Here is an 18,887-nt window from a genome sequence, read left to right as displayed (position 1 = left end):
GGGCACCGACGACGACACGGACTCGATGTCCGGACCTGTCGCCTGCAGACGAGAAGCATCCGGAGTCTTTTCTTTTCGGGGACCGTGGAGGCGGGACTCAGACAGATTGAGAGATCAACTCAGTAGAAAGGAAATGGGATGACGGAGAAAGAGAAATGGCGGGAGTTGTATCAAGAAGGCGTGGAAGCCATCGGCAACTTCGAGTTCGAGCGCGCGCAGGAATGCCTGCATGCCGCGCTCAGGGAGCTGCACGACAGCGGACACGGATGGTCCGAGGACACTACCAGGGTGATGCGTGATTACGCCCATGCGCTGCAGTTCGGTGACGAGCACGACGCCTCGCGGAGGACGTTCGAAGAACTGGCGGCGCTCGAGGAGACCATGTACGGATGCGAGGACTTGCGGTTGGCTGAGACGACGGAGTCTTGGGGACAGGCGTGCCTGGATGCCGGCGACTGTACGCAGGCAGAGGAACTGGCCGCGAAGGCGATAGGCATATGCCTGCCGCACGTCAAGCACGCCCTGAGAACATATGGGGGTGCACTGGTAACGCTCGCGCACTCGCAGCTTGTACAGGGCAAGACCGCCGAGGCGACCAAGAGCGCGAGGGCAGGATTCGCGATGCTTGAGATGGCCGACGGACCGGCGAACGCCGGATTGGCCGGGGCGTTGGGGATCCTGAGTTCGGCACTCAAGGCACTCTACGACAAAGACCGTGAGGAGGACGAACAGGAAGGCCGGTAAGGGCCGCTGGCAGCCCCGGCCCCTCATTGGGGCCGGGGAGCATCCCGTTGGGCATAAGACAGGCGCGGTCCTAGACTCGCCGCGAAAAATAACTTGCCTCAGCGAAAAATAAATTTGGTTTTCGGTGAGAAGTTTTGGTCACTTTCCTACTATAAGAAAAGCGGGTCTAGTGGCCACTGACGATATCGGGGGGCAATTCATGATCCCGCGGCCGCCGGACGTTCAGACTGTTGACCAAACGCCGATCCGATGACTATAATCCGTACAGACAAAACCGAACAGGACGGCCAGCGTTCTGGAATGGCGCTGGGAAGCCGGTACGCCGAGAAGCCCCAGTTCGATGGCACGGATCTGATCCGGTATACCGTCGAGTTCTGGCGATGGAAGGCGGGAGTGAACCTGTCGGAAGAGGAAGCAAAGAGCGCCATCGGGAATGCCTCGGGGTTCATCGACCTACTTCTGGGACTCGAAGCCTTAGAAGACCAGGGACCCGGTGCACAACTAGAAAAAAGAGCCGAGCCCTGTTGCACGGCGGACGGTCGGACTCCGGCAGCACATCGCAAAATCGCTAGCGCTGCCCAAGATGCATCCCAGGAGGCCAGTGAATGAGAAACCATGGAAGACGCGGGGAATCTGCGGAGACACCCCCTGCTGAAGCTATCGTCTATGCCCGAGTCTCATCGAAGGAGCAGGAAAAGGAGGGCTTCTCGATACCGGCCCAACTCAAGCTTCTAAGGGACTACGCCACAGAACATGGGCTCGTCATAAGACGCGAGTACACCGATGTCGAGACAGCCAAGCAGGCCGGACGAACCTCGTTCAACGACATGGTCGCGTTCTTCAAGAGCGCACTGCAGGCAGTGGATAACTCCTGTCGTGTGATCCTTGTCGAGAAGACCGACCGCCTGTACCGCAACCTCAAGGACTGGGTGACGCTCGACGAACTGCAGTTGGAGATACACTTCGTCAAAGAGAATGTCATACTCTCCCCTGACTCTCGTTCCACCGAGAAGTTTATGCATGGGATCAAAGTCCTGATGGCCAAGAACTACATAGACAACCTGTCCGAGGAGACCAAGAAAGGCATGGTCGAGAAGGCGGAGCAGGGTATCTGGCCTTCGTGTGCCCCCATCGGCTACATCAATGTCCGCTGCGGCGACAAGAGGTCCATTCAGCCGGATCCCGCAACCGCTCAGTTGGTCCGCACGCTGTTCGAGCTCTACGCCACCGGCAGGTACTCGCTTCTCGAGGTAACGAGAAAGATTCGCGAGGACGGTCTGGCATATCGAAAGAGCGGCAATCGAATCCAGAAGAGCCTCATCCACAAGATGCTGACCAACCCGCTGTATTACGGAGACATCTATTGGGCTGGCAAGCACTACAGTGGCACTCACGAGCCACTCGTGTCAAAAGACCTGTGGGATACGGTACAGGAGACGCTGGCCGAAAAGGGACGGCGAAAGACCAGACAGCAGAAGCACCAGTGGCTGTACCGAGGGCTGCTGCGGTGCGGCCATTGCGGCTGTGCCCTGACTCCCGAGGTCAAGAAGGCGAAGTACACCTACTATCACTGCACGGGTCATAAGGGCAGATGTCCCGAGAAATACGCCCGGGAGGAGGAGCTTACCCGCCAGTTTAGCGAAGCACTTCGGGCGATGAAGATGGATTCGGACGTCCTCGAATGGCTTAGGGTTGTACTCAAAGAGAGCCACAGGGATGAGAAGGAGCATCACAGCCAGGCGATCTCCACCTTTCAGCAGCAGTACACGAAGATTCAGGGACGGATAGACGCCATGTATGAAGACAAGCTGGATGGCACGATATCCCGGGAGATGTACGAGCGCAAGAGCGAGGAATGGACTCAGGAGCAACAAGATATCATGCGTCACATCGAGACGCATCAACGAGCAAACCGGGCGTACCTCGATAAGGGAGTCACAATTCTCGAACTGGCCGATGGAGCTGCCGCCCTGTTCGAACGGCAGGAATCCGGCGACAAGCGGAAGATACTAGATACGGTATTCTCGAACTCGATTTGGAAGGACGGAATGCTGCTGCCATCATACCGAAAACCGTTCGATCTGATCGTGGAAACGCAGAAGAACGCTGTTGATAACTACGGTGGGAAGTTCGATGAGGTGGCCAAAACTGAAATTTGGCTCCCCGGCGTGGACTCGAACCACGAACCCCCTGGTTAACAGCCAAGTGCTCTGCCAATTGAGCTACCGAGGAGCGTCGGACTGGCGACAGGCGTGACAGCCACGGCCTGTATGCGGTGTAGATTATACCACGGCGGGTGCGTCTTGTCTACATCCTGCCAAGAGGAATTTCGGCGGATTCGAGCCGGTTCTGCAGTAGCGACGACAACCAAGAGAGAGGCACGACCGCTGCGAGAGCCTGGCTTCGGCCTGTAGAAGGCGCGGCCACTGCAGCACACTGGCATCAGGCGTCACGAGGCAGGCCTCGGGGTCGGTCCGGTGCAGGCGCAGGAGGGTGATGCCGGCTATCATGCCGCGCAGATGAAATCACGCACCTCGACGCGTCCCATTCCACGCAGCCTCTCTCGGATCAGTTCCCTGGCTCCATCCGATCCCACGGCGGCGATTACGAGAGCATCACCATGCTCCGCAAGCTGCTCAGGCCAGATGACAGGCGCGCCTCGAAGCCGTCGCCCAATCTTGCGCGGATCGATATCCACCACAGCGACGGGCTGGACACCCTCCCGGACGAGGTGTTTGGTCAGCCGGCGCCCCGTCATTCCCGCGCCCCAAACGATGACAGGTCGGGCGCTCCTCTCTGCCAGTACCGCCAGGAAGCGAGCTTTGATGCGCATGAAGTTTTCGAGCGAGTAGCGCGAATCCGTGAACGTGAGTCTCCCGGGGGATTCGCGCCAGAAGAGGAGCGTACGCGGAACTTTGCCGAACCGCTTGCCCGCCGTGAAGAGCCGCAGCCAGAGGTCGTAGTCCTCCGGCCAGCCGACATCCGCATATCCACCGACCTCCCGCAAGTCGGACGCCCGCATCGCGACGCTCGGGTGCGCGAGAGGACTCTCTACAAAGATGTCGCGCACGATCTCGTCGTGATTCGTCAGAGAGTTCAGCCACTGTTCGTAACGGAGAAACCCGGCCCGGACCGCGCTCCTGGGAAACGAGCGGACGAGGCACCCGCACACGCTGATATCCGGGTTGTCGCACATGTACGCAACCTGGAGGCGAAGGCGCTCCCTGTGGCAGATGTCGTCCGCGTCCATACGGACGACGAGGTCGCCCCGGCATTCTTCGATCCCGGCATTGAGGGCGGGGACCAGTCCGGAGCGAGGCAGATGGATCGGCTTGAGACGAGGGTCCTGCTCGGCCATCTGATCCAGGATGTCCCCCGTGCGGTCGGTCGAGCCGTCGTCCACAGCAACGATCTGGAAGTCCGCGAACGTCTGGCGCAGGAGACTCGCGACGGCCAGATGGACGGTTCCGGCGGCATCACGGGCGGGCATCAGCACGGATACGAGCATCTCTACTCCCTCGGCCGAACGAAGAGGCAACGCGCGACAGCGACCTCCTCAACCGTGAAGCTCAGCCCGACACGATCTCGGGCGACCACCAGAGGCGCACCTCCCTCGGCAGGAACAACGTCGAGCGCCGATGCGTCCATCCACGGCGGAACGGCAATCCGTATACTGATGCCGCGGTTCGCGATGACGGTGAAACGGTCGAGAGCCGACCGGTGGCTCAGGTTGATCAGCACCAAGGCCATGCGATCTCCGCACAGGAGCCCGCTCGCAAGCACGTTCGGTGAGTCGCACGTGACGGATTCAGGTGGCGAGGGAGTGCCGGAAGCAATGAAGCCTCCAACGCGTTTCAACTCGGCGTGAAGACCGGTCATGGCATCCCAGAGCGCAGGAGTGCGGGCGCCCTCTCCGCCGCCTGTCGAGCCGGAGTGTATGTAGTGGATGACTCCGCTGGCGCCGCGTGCGATCATCAGGTAGCACTGCAGGCGCATCTCCTCGATGGTCGGAGCGCGACCGGAGCGCGCCGGTCCGAGGTTGAAGAACTGCGGCACCATGAAGAAGGGCCTCGGCTCCGTCGCCGCGCGGAAGCGGTCGAGTGTCTCGACCATGTCCTCCAGAAACGGCAGGCGCTTGACGGAGGACTCTCCGGCCTCGCTTCGGAGGTAGTTGCCCAGTGAGTACCTGTGAGTCGCCAGGACATCGGCGCTCTCGCCGTAGACGCGGTAGTTGTCCGGTCGGAATGTGTTGTCGAGCTGCACGAAAGTGTATCGGCCCGGATCGGTGACCTCGCAGAACTCGGCCCGCGAGGCGAGTTCCATTGCGGTGGCCCCGAGCTTGCGGCCGGCATAGTAGTCGGCCACGTCGGGCTCATCAACAAGGTGGTGGTAGAGCAGAGACGGCTTCCCTGACGCCGCAGCGAATGACGCGCGTGCGACCTCTTCATCGAAGATCGGCACATTCCCGCTGTCCCGGTTCACGAGAGGCTCCGCGATGTATTTCGAGCCGACGCTTACGCCTTGCTCGGCGCATAGATCGAGCGTATCGGCGTTGACGGCCCCGAAAGAGAGGTGATGGTCAATGCCGTGCGCGAGCCAGTCGGCCAGGTTGGGCGCGCTGGGCACGCCGTAAACTCCGATCAGAAACTCGGCCGGGATGGCGCGGACCTGGCAGGCGGTTGAACCGCCGTCCTGCGTTTCGACATCGAAAACGTGGAAGGAGTTCGCCGCCAGCGGCTCCGTCAGGGCCATGCGGGTGAAGGCAATGCCGCTGAAGCTCTCTGCGGGCCACGGCCTGCAGAGCCGACGTACGTCTTTCCCGTCCATTCGGACGCGCCGGAGGGCGAGGTCGTCACAACGCACGTAGACGTCCACGGTACGCAGATCAGCGCTGAACCGGACTGCCTGGAATCGAACGTGTTCAGGCCCACAGCGGATCGTCCTTCGCAGCTTGTCACCCGATGATCCAGCCAGTTCCACGGTGACAGGCTTGTCGGTCGGTGCGGCCAGTGTGATAGTAAGGTCGGCGATCTCTCCCGGGGAGATCGGGTTCGGGCGGCATCGGTACCAGAGGACGTCACCGACGTTCGCGCCGTCTCTGCCAAGGGACGAGCAATCCGTCCCGTTCACGACCGGAGGCATCAGCGACACCGGCTCAGCGCCCTGATTGACGAGGAAGAGATGCAGACTCGCATTCGAGTCACGGTAGAAAGCCCGCGAGATACTGAGTTCCGCTGAGACACAAAGACACGAGATATGCAGGAGCAGTGTCGCTGCGAGAAAGAGCTTCATTCCGAACCTCCAGACTGGTGACTGGCCTCAGAGGGACGCCCATCGAAGAAGCGGGCGATCTCATCACGGGTGAATGAGGGCAGATCGGCCGCCCCGGCGGGTGTTCGCATCCTGAGGCCGTGCTCGCGGGGCATCATGCGGCCGATGACGTTCGCGCGGATACCCGACTGGCCGAGAGCCTCCAGCAGGCGCGGGGTATCGGCCGCTGAGGCGGTCAGCAGCAGCGAACCGGACGCGATCAGGCCGAGCGGATCGAGCCCCAACTCCCGGCAGAGTGACTGAGTCTCCGGCAGTACCGGGATCGCCTCGCGATCGACCTCCAGCCCCAGGCCGGACGCCTCCGCTATCTCCATCAGCCCCGTCGCAAGTCCGCCCTCCGTCGGGTCGTGCATCGAGTTGACGTTGACCGCCTCGGTCGCGATTCGAGCATCCTTCACGACGCTGACCCCCGGCTCAAAGAGGAACCGCTTGCACCGGTCGAGAAACTCGTGCGTGAACCCCATCTGAAGCAGACGGTCTCCGGCCTCGCGCGCGAGAAGCGATGTACCTTCGACCGCGATCCCCTTGGTCACGAGGATGTCGTCCCCCACCCCCGATCCGCCTGCAGTCACGAGCCGCGCGCGGTCGGTCTCCCCGAGCATGCATCCGACGACGATCGGGCGGTCGAGGTCGTGCGTGATCTCCGTGTGGCCGCCGACGAGGGTGACGCCGAGGTCGCGGCAGGCGGAGGTGATCTGGTCGAAGATCGCCTCGACATCGGAAGGCTCGCAGGAGGTCGGCAGAAGGATCGTCGCCATGAACCACTTCGGGGCGGCGCCCATCGAGGCGATGTCGTTGGCGTTGATGTTGACGGCGTACCAGCCGATGAGGTCGGTGGCGAAGGTGATCGGGTCGGTCTTCGTGACGAGCAGGCGGTCGCCGAATTCGATCACGGCTGCGTCGAGGCCGATCCCGGGCCCGACGAGCACGCGCTCATCGAGCTCGACCTTCGAGAGCATCTGCGCCAGCAGGTTGTGCGGAAGCTTGCCGGTTTGCATGGAAAACCTAATGAGTAATCCGGACCGGGTTTCCCGTTACTCGTTACTCGTCATTCCCCTACTTCTCGGACGGGACGATGATGCCGCGCATGATCACATTCTGGCAGAGGACGAAGACCGTCAGCGTCGGGATCGCGGTCAGGACGAGCGCCGCGTACACGAGGAACTGAGGCGCCCAGATTTGCATCTGGTAGAGCCAGACCATCAGAGTCCACATCTTCGGGTTCTGCAGGACGAGGAACGCCCACATGAACGAACCGTATGCCATCGTAAACGTTCCGAGCGCGATGACCGCGAGCACCGGCTTCGAGAGCTGGATCGTGATCGTCCAGTACATCTGCATCTCGGTCGCGCCGTCGAGCATGGCGGCTTCGTACAACTCCGTCGGCAGGCTGTCGAAGAATCCCTTGAGCAGGAATACCGAGTACCCGCTAGCCAGCGCCGGGAGGATGATCGCCCAGTATGTGCCGAGCAGATGGAGGTCCTTGATAAGCAGGAAGCTCGGTATCGCCGAGACCTCCGCGGGGAACGCCATCGTCGCCAGCAGGAAGAGCAGGATCTTGTAGGTCGAGCGCAGGTTGAACCGAGAGAGCGCGTAGGCGCAGAGCGGGTTGACGATGAGCACGGCGGCGACCATGCCGATGCAGAGGATCGCGGTGTTCATGAGAGCTCGTCCGTGAAGGGCGATATATTCGAGCACCTCGCGATAGTTGCGGGCTATGAACTCGCGGCGTATCGGGCTGCGGTTCTCGCGGAGTTCGAGCAGATCGTTCTCGGCATAGGGAGGGGCGACCTGCCCGAAGGAGGTGATCTTCAGTCCGAGTGACTCATTCATGCGCTGAACGGTACCGTACTTTTCGGCCAGTTGCTGACGGAAGAGGACGTCGGCGCTCCGCAGTTCAACCATGCCGATCGGCACGGCGCTCTCCAGGAACTCGATCCAGTCGACGAGAGCCATGCCGCCGATGGGAGCCTTGGTGGACATCCGAACCTCGCCGAAGGAGGCGATCGCCGACTTGTATGCGCGATTGTACGCGGCGACACTAGCGTACTTGCGCTTGATGAACGCATCGTAAGCGGCGGTCGCGGCGACATCGATGTGTATGAAGTGAACCGGGCACTCCGTGCGTATGTACTCCTCCCATATCGAAGCGAACGGACCATCGGGCATCCTGGCCGGGAGACGGACGTCGGCGCGGCTCCTGCACTTCAGACCGAGCGCCTTGTTGATTGCATCGAGGTTGCCGTACTTCAGCCGGAGGTAGTCCTGGAACAGGCCGTCCACCGACACGGTCCGAAGATAACGAACGGGCCGCGCGGCCTTGAACTTGAGGAAGTCCTGGTACTTGAGCGTCTGGTCGGGACTGAAATTGCGCATGGTCCAGTCCTCGATCGGCAGGCCGGGCTCGAGCCAGGTCTCATTGGTCTCCCGATAGACCTTATTGAGCTCGTCCAGATCACCCTTGAACTTCCGGCGCAGGAACGCCCGATAGTCAATCACCGTCTCAGGGGTTATCCTGGTCAGCGATCCCGAGTGCGCCAGCATCAGATAGTCGAGTGGGAGTTTGCGGACGAACTTGCGCCACTCGGCGACGAACTCGCGGTTCACCGCGGCGGGCGGCTCGATCGTCTCGAACGTGGGGTAGTCGGTCCCGAAGTGGATGTCGTACTTGACGATATCCTCGTCGTACTTGGCCTCGATGTACTTGAGGTAGAGGCTCGCATCGTTGTAGAAGTAGCGTGGGACGACCCGGAACTCATTCTGGTCGACTTGGCTGGTGAACGAGGTCGAGACCATGAGCAGGAACGGGTAGACCATCGTCACCGCGCCGACTGTGAGTATGATATATAGTGCGGCGATGAGCGCGCGCACCTTCTTCTGCTTTCGACCGATGATGCTGATGATGGGCATGAGCGTTCCGGACAGGTGCCGCGGCGCACTAGATGCTGCCGGCCAGAGCCTCTCGCTGAATCTCGAAAAGCTGCTTGATGCCGACTTCGGCGAGGTCGAGCAACTTGTTGAACTGCTGGCGGCTGAACGGCATGCCCTCGGCGGTGCCCTGAATCTCGACGAACTTGCCCGCGCCGGTCATGGCGACGTTCATGTCCACCGCCGCGCAGGAGTCCTCCGAATACTTGAGGTCGAGCATTGACTCACCAGAGACCACGCCGACGCTGACGGCCGCGAGCATGTCGAGCATGACGTTCTTTCGAAGTAATCCCTGCTTCTTGAGCCAGTCCGTCGCCTCTACCAGCGCGACATATGCGCCGGTCATCGAGGCAGTCCGCGTGCCTCCATCGGCCTGAATGACGTCGCAGTCCATCCAGATCGTCCGCTCGCCGAGCGCCTTCAGATCCACGACGGAGCGGAGGGAACGCCCGACGAGCCGCTGTATCTCCATCGTGCGGCCACCGAGCTGTCCCCGCGTAGCCTCGCGCTGGTTTCGCGTGAGACAGGAGCGAGGGATCATGCCGTACTCCGCCGTGACCCAACCAGTGCCGGAACCTTTCAGGAACGGCGGCACCTTCTCCTCGACCGAGGCCGTGCATATCACGCGGGTGTCGCCTACCTCGATGAGGCACGATCCCTCGGCGTACTTGATGTATCCCCGGGTGATGCTTACGGGGCGGATCTGGTCGTTTGTTCGACCGTCTTCTCTGGCCATGACTCAATTGCTCCCAAATCTATGCCCCACCTGACCTGTTCGACCAGATCAAGCGGCCTGCCCAGAAACTCGCCGCCCAGCGCGGCGAACTGGTCTGGCCTGGCAGTGGTGAAGTAACGATGAACCGACTCGATGTGCGTTGGATTCAGCATCCCGCCTACGGAGAGTATCCTCTCGGCCTCGATGACAGTCTCCTCCGCGGGATCTATAACAGTGAAATCCGGCCCGAGCCGCTCGCCGATCGCGCCGGCCAGGAACGGATAGTGGGTGCAGCCCAAAACAACGGTCCGATGCCCGCCCCGTATCAGCGGCTCGAGGTATTCCGCGACGGCCTCGCGGGCTTCCGACGAATCCGCCCTGCCTGACTCGACGATCGGCACGAATCGAGGGCACGCCTGCTCCAGAACATCGGCATCGGCGATCAGTTCCGAGAGCGCATGAGTATAGGCACGGGTGTTGACCGTTCCCTGCGTCGCCAGCACACCGATTCGTCCGCCGCGCGACGCCCTCGCGGCCGCCCGAGCTCCCGCCTCGATGACGCCGAGCACCGGAACATCGGGGAACATCTCACGCGCGGGCCGAAGCGCCACCGCCGAGGACATGTTGCAGGCCATGATAACCATTTTGGCGCCGCAACGCTCAATGAGAAAGCGCGTGATGCCAAGCGCGAAGCTCCGGATCTCCTCCGCCGGTCGGTCACCGTACGGCACATGAACCTCATCGCCCACGTAGGCGATATGTTCCTGCGGGAGTCTTTCGGATACCTCTCCGGCGACGGTCAGTCCGCCCACGCCGGAGTCGAAGATGCCGATAGGCGCGTCAGTTTTCAATATGCACTCCACATGAAAGACGGTAGGCCGAAACGCGCAGTATCCCGGACTCAGCAGCCTGCGGCCTGCAGTCGCCGTCTTGTCTTACTGCTCCACGTCAAACTCAGAGCCGAGTCCGCGCACATCGAGCGGTTCTGAGAGGTCGGCGTGGCCCAGAGTGTCCAACGGCCGGCCCTCTACGAGAAGCCGGGCGGTCTTGACCTCGCCGAACTGGCGCAGAGTCCTCGTTATGACTGCAAGGAGCAGGGCCTCACCCTCGGAGCCACCCTTGAAGTTGTCTCGAAACTCCCTGCTGAAGTCAACCTCCGCAACGCCGTCCTTTACTTCGACGCCGAGGAGCCGCGTACCCTTCGGTATAGGATTCGTCGAGTCCGGCTTACCTACCTGCCCGATGAGCTCCTTCAGCGCCGCTTCGATCGGATCGCCGGAGACGAGGGCGGTCTTCTCACGAAGACGAGGTTGATTGTTCTCGACGACAACGCGGTAAACCGTGACCTCCCGCGTCTTCTCGGAGTCTTCCTTCGTCGGGACCGGCTTTTCGACGGTCGTCCCAGTAGGAACGACGGAGTTCTGCCGGGCGAGATACATGCCCAGGACTACGCACAGCCCGACCAAGACGATCAGAGCGGCAATCAGAAGAGGCCCGTTCTTCATCTCACACGTCCTTTCGGCACGATGGACTCGTCGGGAGCGGACTCCGCGTCACGCTCGGCATGCTCCTGCACCATTCCGGCGACTTCCGAAGCCGGTTCGGAAACGCTTGTGGACATTCGACTCTCGGGCGGATTCTCCTCCGCCACTTCGGCCTTGACAGGCTGCCAGGACGCGGACCGGGGATTGCCCTCGACGTATACGCGGAAGCCGCGAACGATCGCCTCAGCGACCTTCTGCTGGAAAGCGGAGTCGCGGGCGCACGCAGCATCGCCCGGATGGTCAATGAACGCCACCTCGATCAGCGCCGCAGGCATCGCAGCCCCTCGGAGAACGCCGAAACCGGACCCTGGGTATCGCTGATAATCGGACTTCACCTTGCGGTCAGGGAGTTTGGCAGCGGCGACGACCTCAGACTGAATGCACTGAGCCAGGACCCGGCCACTGGTGTCACTGCCGTGGTAGAAAGTCTCGGTGCCCGAAACCTTGTTCACGCTGCCCATCGCGTTATGATGGATACTCAAGAACAGGTCAACGGAGTGCCGATTGGCGAACAGCGGGCGGTCTCTCAACGGGACCGTGATGTCCGACTTGCGCGTCATGAGCACAACCGCGCCGGCATCCTTGAGCAGACGCTCGACGCGAAGGGCGACGGCGAGGTTCATATCCTTCTCCCGACATCCGTTGGCCTGAGCGCCGGTCTCGCTTCCGCCGTGACCGGGGTCTATGGCGATCGTCTTGCCGGCAAGCAGGCCCCCCGCGTTCTTCGGCAGTTCGAGCAAGACCCGGAGTCTCCCCTCATCATTCTGCTCGACCTCAAACGCCACGGGTCTTGTGAGATCGAGCACGATCCGCACCGTGGCATCGTTAAACTGGCTGGTCCGGAATCCTGTAGAGATCGCATGCTTGAGATCCCGATCCTCCGGCTTGTCGGCCAGCTCCGCGTTCGACAGGTCAATGATGAAGCGGTCGGGGGCTCTCAGCATATAGGTCAGATAACTGACCGGCCTGTCGGCGGCGATAGTGATCTCTATGAGCTTCGACCCTCGATCTCGATACTCGACGCCGCTGATCCGGGCAGGTGGCGGAGGTGGAGGAGGCGGAGCCGGCTCAACGGGCTTCTCGGACGCTGTGTCTGCCTGAGGCGGGTTGACTGCACGCGGCGTCGAAGGAGTCTCCTTGATCGGCGGCGAGATCGAGATGACGACCTCTGCGGCGCGCGCGGGGCTGACTCGGCGGGCGGCGGCGGAAATCGGGAGATCGAGCACTACCCGGGCGGTCTCGCCATCGTCCTTCATCGCGATTCTGAGCGGGATCTTCGTACTGTTCTCCACCTTGTCGCGAGAGCCGCCGAGCACCTGAAGCCCCGGAACGTCCAGTATGAGCTTCTTCTCGGCGCGCGTCCACGTCGTGTCAACCAGTACCGGCGCGACCGGATACGACGCCTTGAGCCTGAGGCGCGAGCCGTCGAACTCGACACTCTCCAGCCTCGCCCTGATGCTGAGCGAGGCTTTGTCCCTGTCCCACTGCAGGACGGCGCCCAAGTCGTCGGCGACGGCTCGGATAGGCAGCATCGTGTGCCCGTCAACGACCCGAGCCTGGCAGGTGAACTTGTGCCCGGATGCGGACTTGATCTCCAGCTTCTGCTCGTCGTCATTCGGTTCGCCGATCTTCCTCGAGGATGCACCGATCGCATTGAGAACATCCGGCGATACGTGCAGTTCGTTGTTGACAAGCGATGCTGCTACTCCCAGAGCAACGGGTTTCGCGCCGACTATGACGGAGATCGGCGCGGAGAAGGTCGGCGCGGCTCCGAGAAGCAGAGACACCGCTGCGGCAAGTACAATCTTAGAGCTTCCATGCATGTCATCACCCTGTGGACCGTGTCAAGGGTCCCCGGCAGCGGAGGCGGGCTCAGGGGAAGTGCGCGAGTCCGCTATCGTCGCCGGGGATACCGTCTAAGGACGAGTTTGGACACAGTGTACCATAAAGCATATTCCATTTCCATGCCGGTTGCGGGCAACAATACCAGCCGCAGATCCGTCGGCCACTCATGCGAAGCAGGAATCGGGCGCGCGTTCCTCAAACCTCTCCATTGGCACGAAGCCGGCGCGAGGCCGGTCGGGCCGAATCGGATTCGGAGGGCGCTCGCATGAAGAGACTGTTCGCGACAAAACCCCTGAGCCTGCTGCTGAGAGAAGCTGAGGGCGAGAATCGCCTGCGGCGGATTCTCGGCCCGGTCCAACTCACGAGCCTGGGAGTCGGATGCATCATCGGCACGGGCATCTTCGTATTGACGGGAGTCGCCGCGCACGACAAGGCAGGCCCGGCGCTGATGCTCTCGTTCCTCGTCGCCGGGATCGCGTGCATATTCGCCGCGCTGTGCTACGCGGAGTTTGCCTCGATGGTGCCGGTTGCGGGATCGGCTTTCACATATGCATACGCCACTCTCGGCGAACTGTTCGCATGGATCATCGGGTGGGATTTGGTGCTGGAGTACACCGTCGCGTCGGCGGCGGTCGCGCACGGCTGGTCGAAGTACTTCCAGGACTTCATCGGCATCTTCGGCCTTGAGGTGCCGAAGATGCTGGGCAATACGCCGTTCGACATCGGGGCGAAGGGGGCACTCATGTCCACCGGAAGCCTGATGGACCTGCCGGCGATCGTCATCGCGGCGGCGGTCACAATGATCCTCGTGAAGGGAATCAAGGAGAGCGCCAGCTTCAACGCGGCGATGGTGATAGTCAAGGTGGCGGTGGTGCTCTTCGTGATCGCGGTAGGAGCGTTCTACGTTGACCCTCGAAACTGGCGCGACTTCGCACCATTCGGTTACAGCGGAATCAGCCTGTTCGGGAAGACGATTCTCGGCCAGACGGCCCCGGACGGAGCGCCGCTCGGCATGCTCGCCGGCGCGGCGATCATGTTCTTCGCCTACATCGGTTTCGATTCGGTCTCGACTCATGCCGAAGAGGCAAAGAACCCTCAGCGTGATGTGCCGATCGGGATTATCGCTTCGCTGTTGATCTGCACGGTGCTCTACATCGCGGTCACGGCGGTCCTGACCGGCATGGTCCACTACGACAAGATCAATATCGAGGCCCCGGTCTCCAACGCATTCGCTCAGGTCGGCCTGACCTGGGCACAGTTCCTGATCTCACTCGGGGCGATCGCGGGGATAACTTCGGTGTTGCTGGTTCTGATGCTGAGCCAGCCGAGAGTACTGCTGGCGATCGCGCGCGACGGACTGCTCCCGGAGAAGTTCTTCGGCGCGGTCCACGAGCGATTCAGGACTCCCTGGAAGTCAACGATCCTCACAGGCATCATCGTGGGACTCGGCGCGGCGCTGATTCCCCTAAGGATACTGGCCGAGCTGGTGAACATCGGTACGCTGCTCGCGTTCGTCATCGTCTGCCTGGCGGTGCTGGTCATGCGCCGAACGAACCCGCAGGCGAACCGCCCGTTCCGATGCCCGTGGGTGCCGACGATCCCGATACTCGGCATAGTGATGTGCCTGATGTTGATGTTCGCGCTGCCGTCTGAGAACTGGTGGCGGCTCGGCATCTGGATGGGCATCGGGATGCTGATATACTTCTTCTACGGCAGAAAGCACAGCGTCATGCGGCGGATACACGAGGAGACGAAGAACTCCTGAGACCTGATGATGAGTTCGACAGATCAGTCAGGCTCAGGCTTCAGCAGCCCGACGTCAGAACCTGCGGATGCTCTCGGCGACCTCGGACGTGATCAGCAGACTCTTGACGTCGCCGGAGTCGAAGGCCACCTTTAGGATCGGGAGGACCTCGCGGAAGGCGTCGAGCGTCGCGTCAATGTGCTCGGACTTGTGCGAGTAGTTGATGAAGTTCAGGCCGCCGCGCCGGATCAGCACTCCCCTCTTAGCCATCTCCTGGAGCAGAAGCGTCATCAGGTCCTGGTTGACCTCGGGCGCATAGCCGAACGCGAACGACGACATCACCGGCCAGCCACGGAATGTTAGCGCAAGTCCGACCTCCGCCGCGATCCGGTTCGCCCCGGACATCAGCCGCTCGCCCATCGCCCAGAGGTGGGGAATGACATCCTTCTGGCGATACTCCCTCAGGCACGCGACGACCGCCGCGAGTGAGAGCGCGTCGCCCCCGTAGGTCGAGGAGATCACCAACTCGCCAGCGACCTTCATTATCTCCCGCTTGCCCGCGACCGCCGCCAGCGGAAGGCCGTTCGAGATTCCCTTGGCGAAGACCGCGATGTCGGGGATGACTCCGAAATGCTCCTGCGCGCCGCCGAGCGACACGCGGAAGCCCGAGACGATCTCGTCGTAGATCAGCGGGACCCGGTGCTTGTCGGCCAGTTCCCTTGCCCACCGGAGGAACTCGCCCGAGTCGGTGGCCGCGTAAGTTACGGGCTCGAGGATAATCCCCGCGACCTCGCCCTTGTTCCGCTCCAGGACCGCTTCGAGGCAGTTGTCGCCCTCGAACGCGCCGAACCCGAACGAGGCGATAGACCCCCTCATGCACTTCGGGACGCCCCGGTCGGCGGGCGGGTTGTTCGCGGCGGCCCAGGTGTCGAGCCAGCCGTGATACCCCTGGCTGACGATGAGGTCTTTGTCGGTGTACCCGCGCGCGATGCGAGCGGCGGCGGCAGTCGCCTCGGCGCCGGTCTTGAGGAATCTGACCATCTCGGCGCAGGGGACGCATCCGATGATCGCCCTCGCGGCCTCGACCTCGAGCGGGCTGAGCATCGGGTAGATCGAGCCCTTCGCCAGTTGCTCGCGGACGGCCTCGTCTACGGCGGGATAGCAGTACCCGAGGGTTATCGGCCCGAGCCCGTTCACGAAGTCAATGTACTCTTTGCCGTCAACGTCCCAGACGCGACATCCCTCGGCGCGCTCGATGTAGATCGGCATCGCGCCGAGTGCGAAGGCGGTCGCGCGCTTGCTCATCGTCTGGCTCCCGCCGGGGATGATCTCGATGGCTTCGTGGTAGAGATGCATTGACTTCGTCAGGTTCAGGTTGTTCACTATCTGCTCCACAGTGCGGCAGGGGCGAGGCATTGGCTCTCGAATGCGAGACACCGCTCGGCATCCGCGGCCAATGCTTCGGCCCTATTTCGGGCCTTTGATGCCGAGGGAGAGGTTGACCGCTTGGGCGATGCTCGAGGGGTGCTCGACCGTCAGCTCGCGGGCGGGTTTGTCCGCGCTCGGACGCCACTTCGCCTCGACTACGTAGGGCGGCTGAAGCTTCGGCAGGCCGATCTCCCTCTTGCCGGTGACCGCACGAAGCGCACCCTCGTAGATCATCCGGCGCGCCTTATCTGGTGAGAAATGGACGGCCGCCTTGTTTCGAAGCCGATACTCCTCGGCGGTGCACTCTTCGCCCTTGCCGGGGGTCGTGCCGTACTTCACCGCGACCGTTTCGATGCCGGGGAAGAGCGCCTCGGCCTCCTCGGTGAACGCCATGTCCCCCGAGCCGAAGATCGGCTTCACGCCGAGTTCGATCGCGCAGAAGGCGAACTCCCCGAACTCGCCGACCGAAATGCCGTTGATCGAGTAGTCGAGCATGCCGAAGTTCTGAGTGTGCGCGAGATGGGCATACTCGGTCCCGGCCTTCGCGTGCTGGCCGATCCAGGCAACGGCGTCGTACGACGCGTCGAGTTCGAGCGGGAAGCCCACCGGCCAGCCGCGCATTAGCATGACTCGCGGATCGAGAAGCGAGGCGTTGATCGCCCCCGGACCGTGCCCGTCGGCGACGACGATCTCCGCGGCCCCACCGTCGAGAAAGCCCCGGACGGCGGCATTCACTTCCTCCGTCAGCAGGCTCTTTGCGGTCTCGTAGTAGCGGCCGTCACACGAGCACCAGTTGTCGGAGTCTATGACGCCCGCAACTCCCTCCAGATCGGTCATGACGTATATCTTCACGGTCTGCCTCCATTCCCGCACTGAGCTTAGGGCAATCGGCGGCTCTTTGTCAACAAGCCGCCCGAGCGTGATATAATGGCGGCACTTCAGCCAGGCTCAGGAGGTATCATGCGAATGTTGTTATTGCTGACGACACTGCTCATCGTCTGCGCGGCCCCGGCCCTCGCGGGATGGACTCAGGACAAGTTCGAGATCGGCGCGTGGCGGACGCCCTCCGCCGAGTTCTCGACCGACGACGTATATGCGCGGATGTCTTCCGCCGGGTTTACAATGCTGATCGGTCCGCCCCCCGAGCCGGGCGGGAATATAGACGTGAACCTGAGGTGCCTCAACCTCTGTCAGAAGTACGGGATGCGTCTGCTGGTCAAGGATGTGCGGATACACCCGGACCCTCAGACGGACGCCGACAGGAACGCTCTCGACGCGATGGTCGGCGACTACGCGGGCCATCCCGCACTCTACGGCTACTACATCAAGGATGAGCCGACGCCCGCCGCGTATAGGCTGCTCGTCGAGGCGCACACGTATCTCAAGCAGAAGGACCCGAAGCACCTGCCGTACATCAACCTCTTCCCGAACTACGGCGGCCCGCATCAGATCGAGTTCGCGGACTATGACGGCTACGTCGCCGACTTCGTCAAGACGGTCAAGCCGCTGATGCTGAGCTACGATCACTACTCGTTCCTGAGAGATGGCAGAAACAGGGACAACTGGTTCGCCAACCTGGAGGTCGTCCGGCGCGACTCCCTCAGTGCGGGCATCCCCATGTGGGTGATCATCCAGGCACTGGAGGACGCGACGAGGTACCGCCCGCCGACGCTCAACCAGATGTACTGGCAGGTGAACACATCGCTCGCCCACGGGGCGAAGTCAATCTGGTACTTCCCGTACTGGTCGGCCGGCGAGGTAAACAAGCCGGAAGAGTGGCACTACCTCGGAGTCGTCATGCCCGACGGGAAGCCGGGGCCTCAGTACGAGGCGGCGTGCGAGATCAATCCGAAGCTGAAGCGGCTCGGCCCGACGCTCATGGGATTGAAGTCGGTGTCGGTGGTCCACATGGGCGAGGTTCCGCTCCGAGCGAAGGGGTTCAGACCGGACGACCTGATCGCGGATGCCTCGGGCGGCCGGATCGTGATCGGGCGGTTCAAGGACAAGCTCGGCGAGCCGGTGCTGATGCTGGTCAACCGCGACTGGGACGATCCGGGGAAGGTGCGCCTTACACTGAAGCAGGGCTCGGGAGTCGAGGAGATAGGTCGGCTGGGACCGGGCAAGCCGTTCGGGCCGGTGCGGTTCGACGCCCAGTCGAAGGAGCTATCCGTGACCCTTGCGCCGGGAGAGGCGCGGATCATCGGGATACGAGACTGATTCGCCCGTGTCGGGACGCAGGAATCAGGCTAACCGCCCCGTCTTAGGATGAGACCGCCGAGGACGATCAGGCCGCTCCCCAGCGCGAGGAGGCTCGACGGCTCCGGGATGACGTTGTGCCACATGACAGCCTCGACCCTGCCGGTCGCCGTGACGAAGGCATATCCCGCAACCCAGACATCGTTGCCCGAGACCTCGATAGCACTGGCGTACGACTTCGAATAGGCCGATCCAAGCACACTGTGAAGGTCAACCCAGCTCGATGCCGATCCGCTCCAGAGGCTCGCCCGGTCTACATAGCCAATGGTGGCGTGTCCTACCTGCAACCCGTGCGATACGCCCTGCGCCTCGGATGCGCTGCTGCCGATAGGATTGAGATCCACAAAACTCG

General features: G+C 62.2%; 15 protein-coding genes and 1 tRNA gene. 4 read left to right on the top strand and 12 right to left on the bottom strand.

What is annotated here, in order from left to right; all coding sequences use genetic code 11:
- Window positions 1–138: 138 nt before the first annotated feature.
- Window positions 139–744, top strand: coding sequence for a tetratricopeptide repeat protein (locus tag KBC96_12065; protein ID MBP6965130.1), 606 nt, complete (start codon window positions 139–141; stop codon window positions 742–744).
- Between the two features lie 605 nt (window positions 745–1,349).
- A complete protein-coding gene (locus KBC96_12060; protein ID MBP6965129.1) occupies window positions 1,350–2,942 on the top strand; it encodes a recombinase family protein in 1,593 nt (530 codons plus the stop codon).
- On the opposite strand, the gene KBC96_12055 is transcribed toward KBC96_12060, so the two are convergent.
- From KBC96_12055 to KBC96_12015, 9 genes are all read right to left on the bottom strand, one after another.
- Window positions 2,901–2,976, bottom strand: a tRNA-Asn gene (locus KBC96_12055). The two genes, KBC96_12060 and KBC96_12055, sit on opposite strands and share 42 nt — an antisense overlap.
- 274 nt (window positions 2,977–3,250) lie before the next feature.
- Window positions 3,251–4,252: a glycosyltransferase gene (locus KBC96_12050; protein MBP6965128.1), complete on the bottom strand. Its 1,002-nt coding sequence runs from the start codon at window positions 4,250–4,252 to the stop codon at window positions 3,251–3,253.
- A 2-nt stretch (window positions 4,253–4,254) separates the two neighbouring features.
- Window positions 4,255–6,036 carry a hypothetical protein gene (locus KBC96_12045; protein MBP6965127.1) on the bottom strand — a complete coding sequence of 594 codons (1,782 nt, stop codon included), beginning with the start codon at window positions 6,034–6,036 and terminating at the stop codon, window positions 4,255–4,257.
- Window positions 6,033–7,073 carry an AIR synthase family protein gene (locus KBC96_12040; protein ID MBP6965126.1) on the bottom strand — a complete coding sequence of 347 codons (1,041 nt, stop codon included), beginning with the start codon at window positions 7,071–7,073 and terminating at the stop codon, window positions 6,033–6,035. Before KBC96_12040 ends, KBC96_12045 begins: the two co-directional genes overlap by 4 nt.
- A 58-nt stretch (window positions 7,074–7,131) precedes the next feature.
- Window positions 7,132–8,985, bottom strand: coding sequence for a carbohydrate ABC transporter permease (locus KBC96_12035; protein ID MBP6965125.1), 1,854 nt, complete (start codon window positions 8,983–8,985; stop codon window positions 7,132–7,134).
- A 28-nt stretch (window positions 8,986–9,013) separates the two neighbouring features.
- Window positions 9,014–9,739 carry a ribonuclease PH gene (gene rph, locus KBC96_12030; GenBank protein ID MBP6965124.1) on the bottom strand — a complete coding sequence of 242 codons (726 nt, stop codon included), beginning with the start codon at window positions 9,737–9,739 and terminating at the stop codon, window positions 9,014–9,016.
- On the bottom strand, window positions 9,694–10,569 hold the full coding sequence (locus KBC96_12025; GenBank protein ID MBP6965123.1) for a glutamate racemase: 876 nt from the start codon (window positions 10,567–10,569) through the stop codon (window positions 9,694–9,696). The genes rph and KBC96_12025 overlap by 46 nt, the downstream gene beginning before the upstream one ends.
- An 84-nt stretch (window positions 10,570–10,653) precedes the next feature.
- A complete protein-coding gene (locus KBC96_12020) occupies window positions 10,654–11,223 on the bottom strand; it encodes a GerMN domain-containing protein (GenBank protein ID MBP6965122.1) in 570 nt (189 codons plus the stop codon).
- Complete coding sequence (locus KBC96_12015; GenBank protein MBP6965121.1) at window positions 11,220–13,085, bottom strand: N-acetylmuramoyl-L-alanine amidase; 1,866 nt, start codon at window positions 13,083–13,085, stop codon at window positions 11,220–11,222. The genes KBC96_12020 and KBC96_12015 overlap by 4 nt, the downstream gene beginning before the upstream one ends.
- Window positions 13,086–13,372: 287 nt before the next feature.
- Between KBC96_12015 and KBC96_12010 the strand changes: the two genes are divergently transcribed.
- Window positions 13,373–14,872, top strand: coding sequence for an amino acid permease (locus KBC96_12010; GenBank protein MBP6965120.1), 1,500 nt, complete (start codon window positions 13,373–13,375; stop codon window positions 14,870–14,872).
- 54 nt (window positions 14,873–14,926) lie between these two features.
- Here KBC96_12010 and KBC96_12005 read toward each other — a convergent pair whose 3' ends face one another.
- Window positions 14,927–16,234: an aminotransferase class III-fold pyridoxal phosphate-dependent enzyme gene (locus tag KBC96_12005; GenBank protein MBP6965119.1), complete on the bottom strand. Its 1,308-nt coding sequence runs from the start codon at window positions 16,232–16,234 to the stop codon at window positions 14,927–14,929.
- An 84-nt stretch (window positions 16,235–16,318) separates the two neighbouring features.
- A complete protein-coding gene (locus KBC96_12000; GenBank protein MBP6965118.1) occupies window positions 16,319–17,131 on the bottom strand; it encodes a M55 family metallopeptidase in 813 nt (270 codons plus the stop codon).
- A 114-nt stretch (window positions 17,132–17,245) separates the two neighbouring features.
- On the opposite strand from KBC96_12000, the gene KBC96_11995 reads away from it, so the two are divergent.
- Window positions 17,246–18,496, top strand: coding sequence for a hypothetical protein (locus KBC96_11995; GenBank protein ID MBP6965117.1), 1,251 nt, complete (start codon window positions 17,246–17,248; stop codon window positions 18,494–18,496).
- Between the two features lie 29 nt (window positions 18,497–18,525).
- On the opposite strand, the gene KBC96_11990 is transcribed toward KBC96_11995, so the two are convergent.
- The coding region (locus tag KBC96_11990; protein ID MBP6965116.1) for a PEP-CTERM sorting domain-containing protein at window positions 18,526–18,887 on the bottom strand (362 nt) is incomplete at its 5' end.

It is taken from the genome of Armatimonadota bacterium (assembly GCA_017993055.1).
Lineage (GTDB): Bacteria > Armatimonadota > UBA5829 > DTJY01 > DTJY01 > JAGONM01.
Note: the sequence above shows the minus strand (reverse complement) of the source record. Positions and strands in the feature narration are given on the sequence as shown.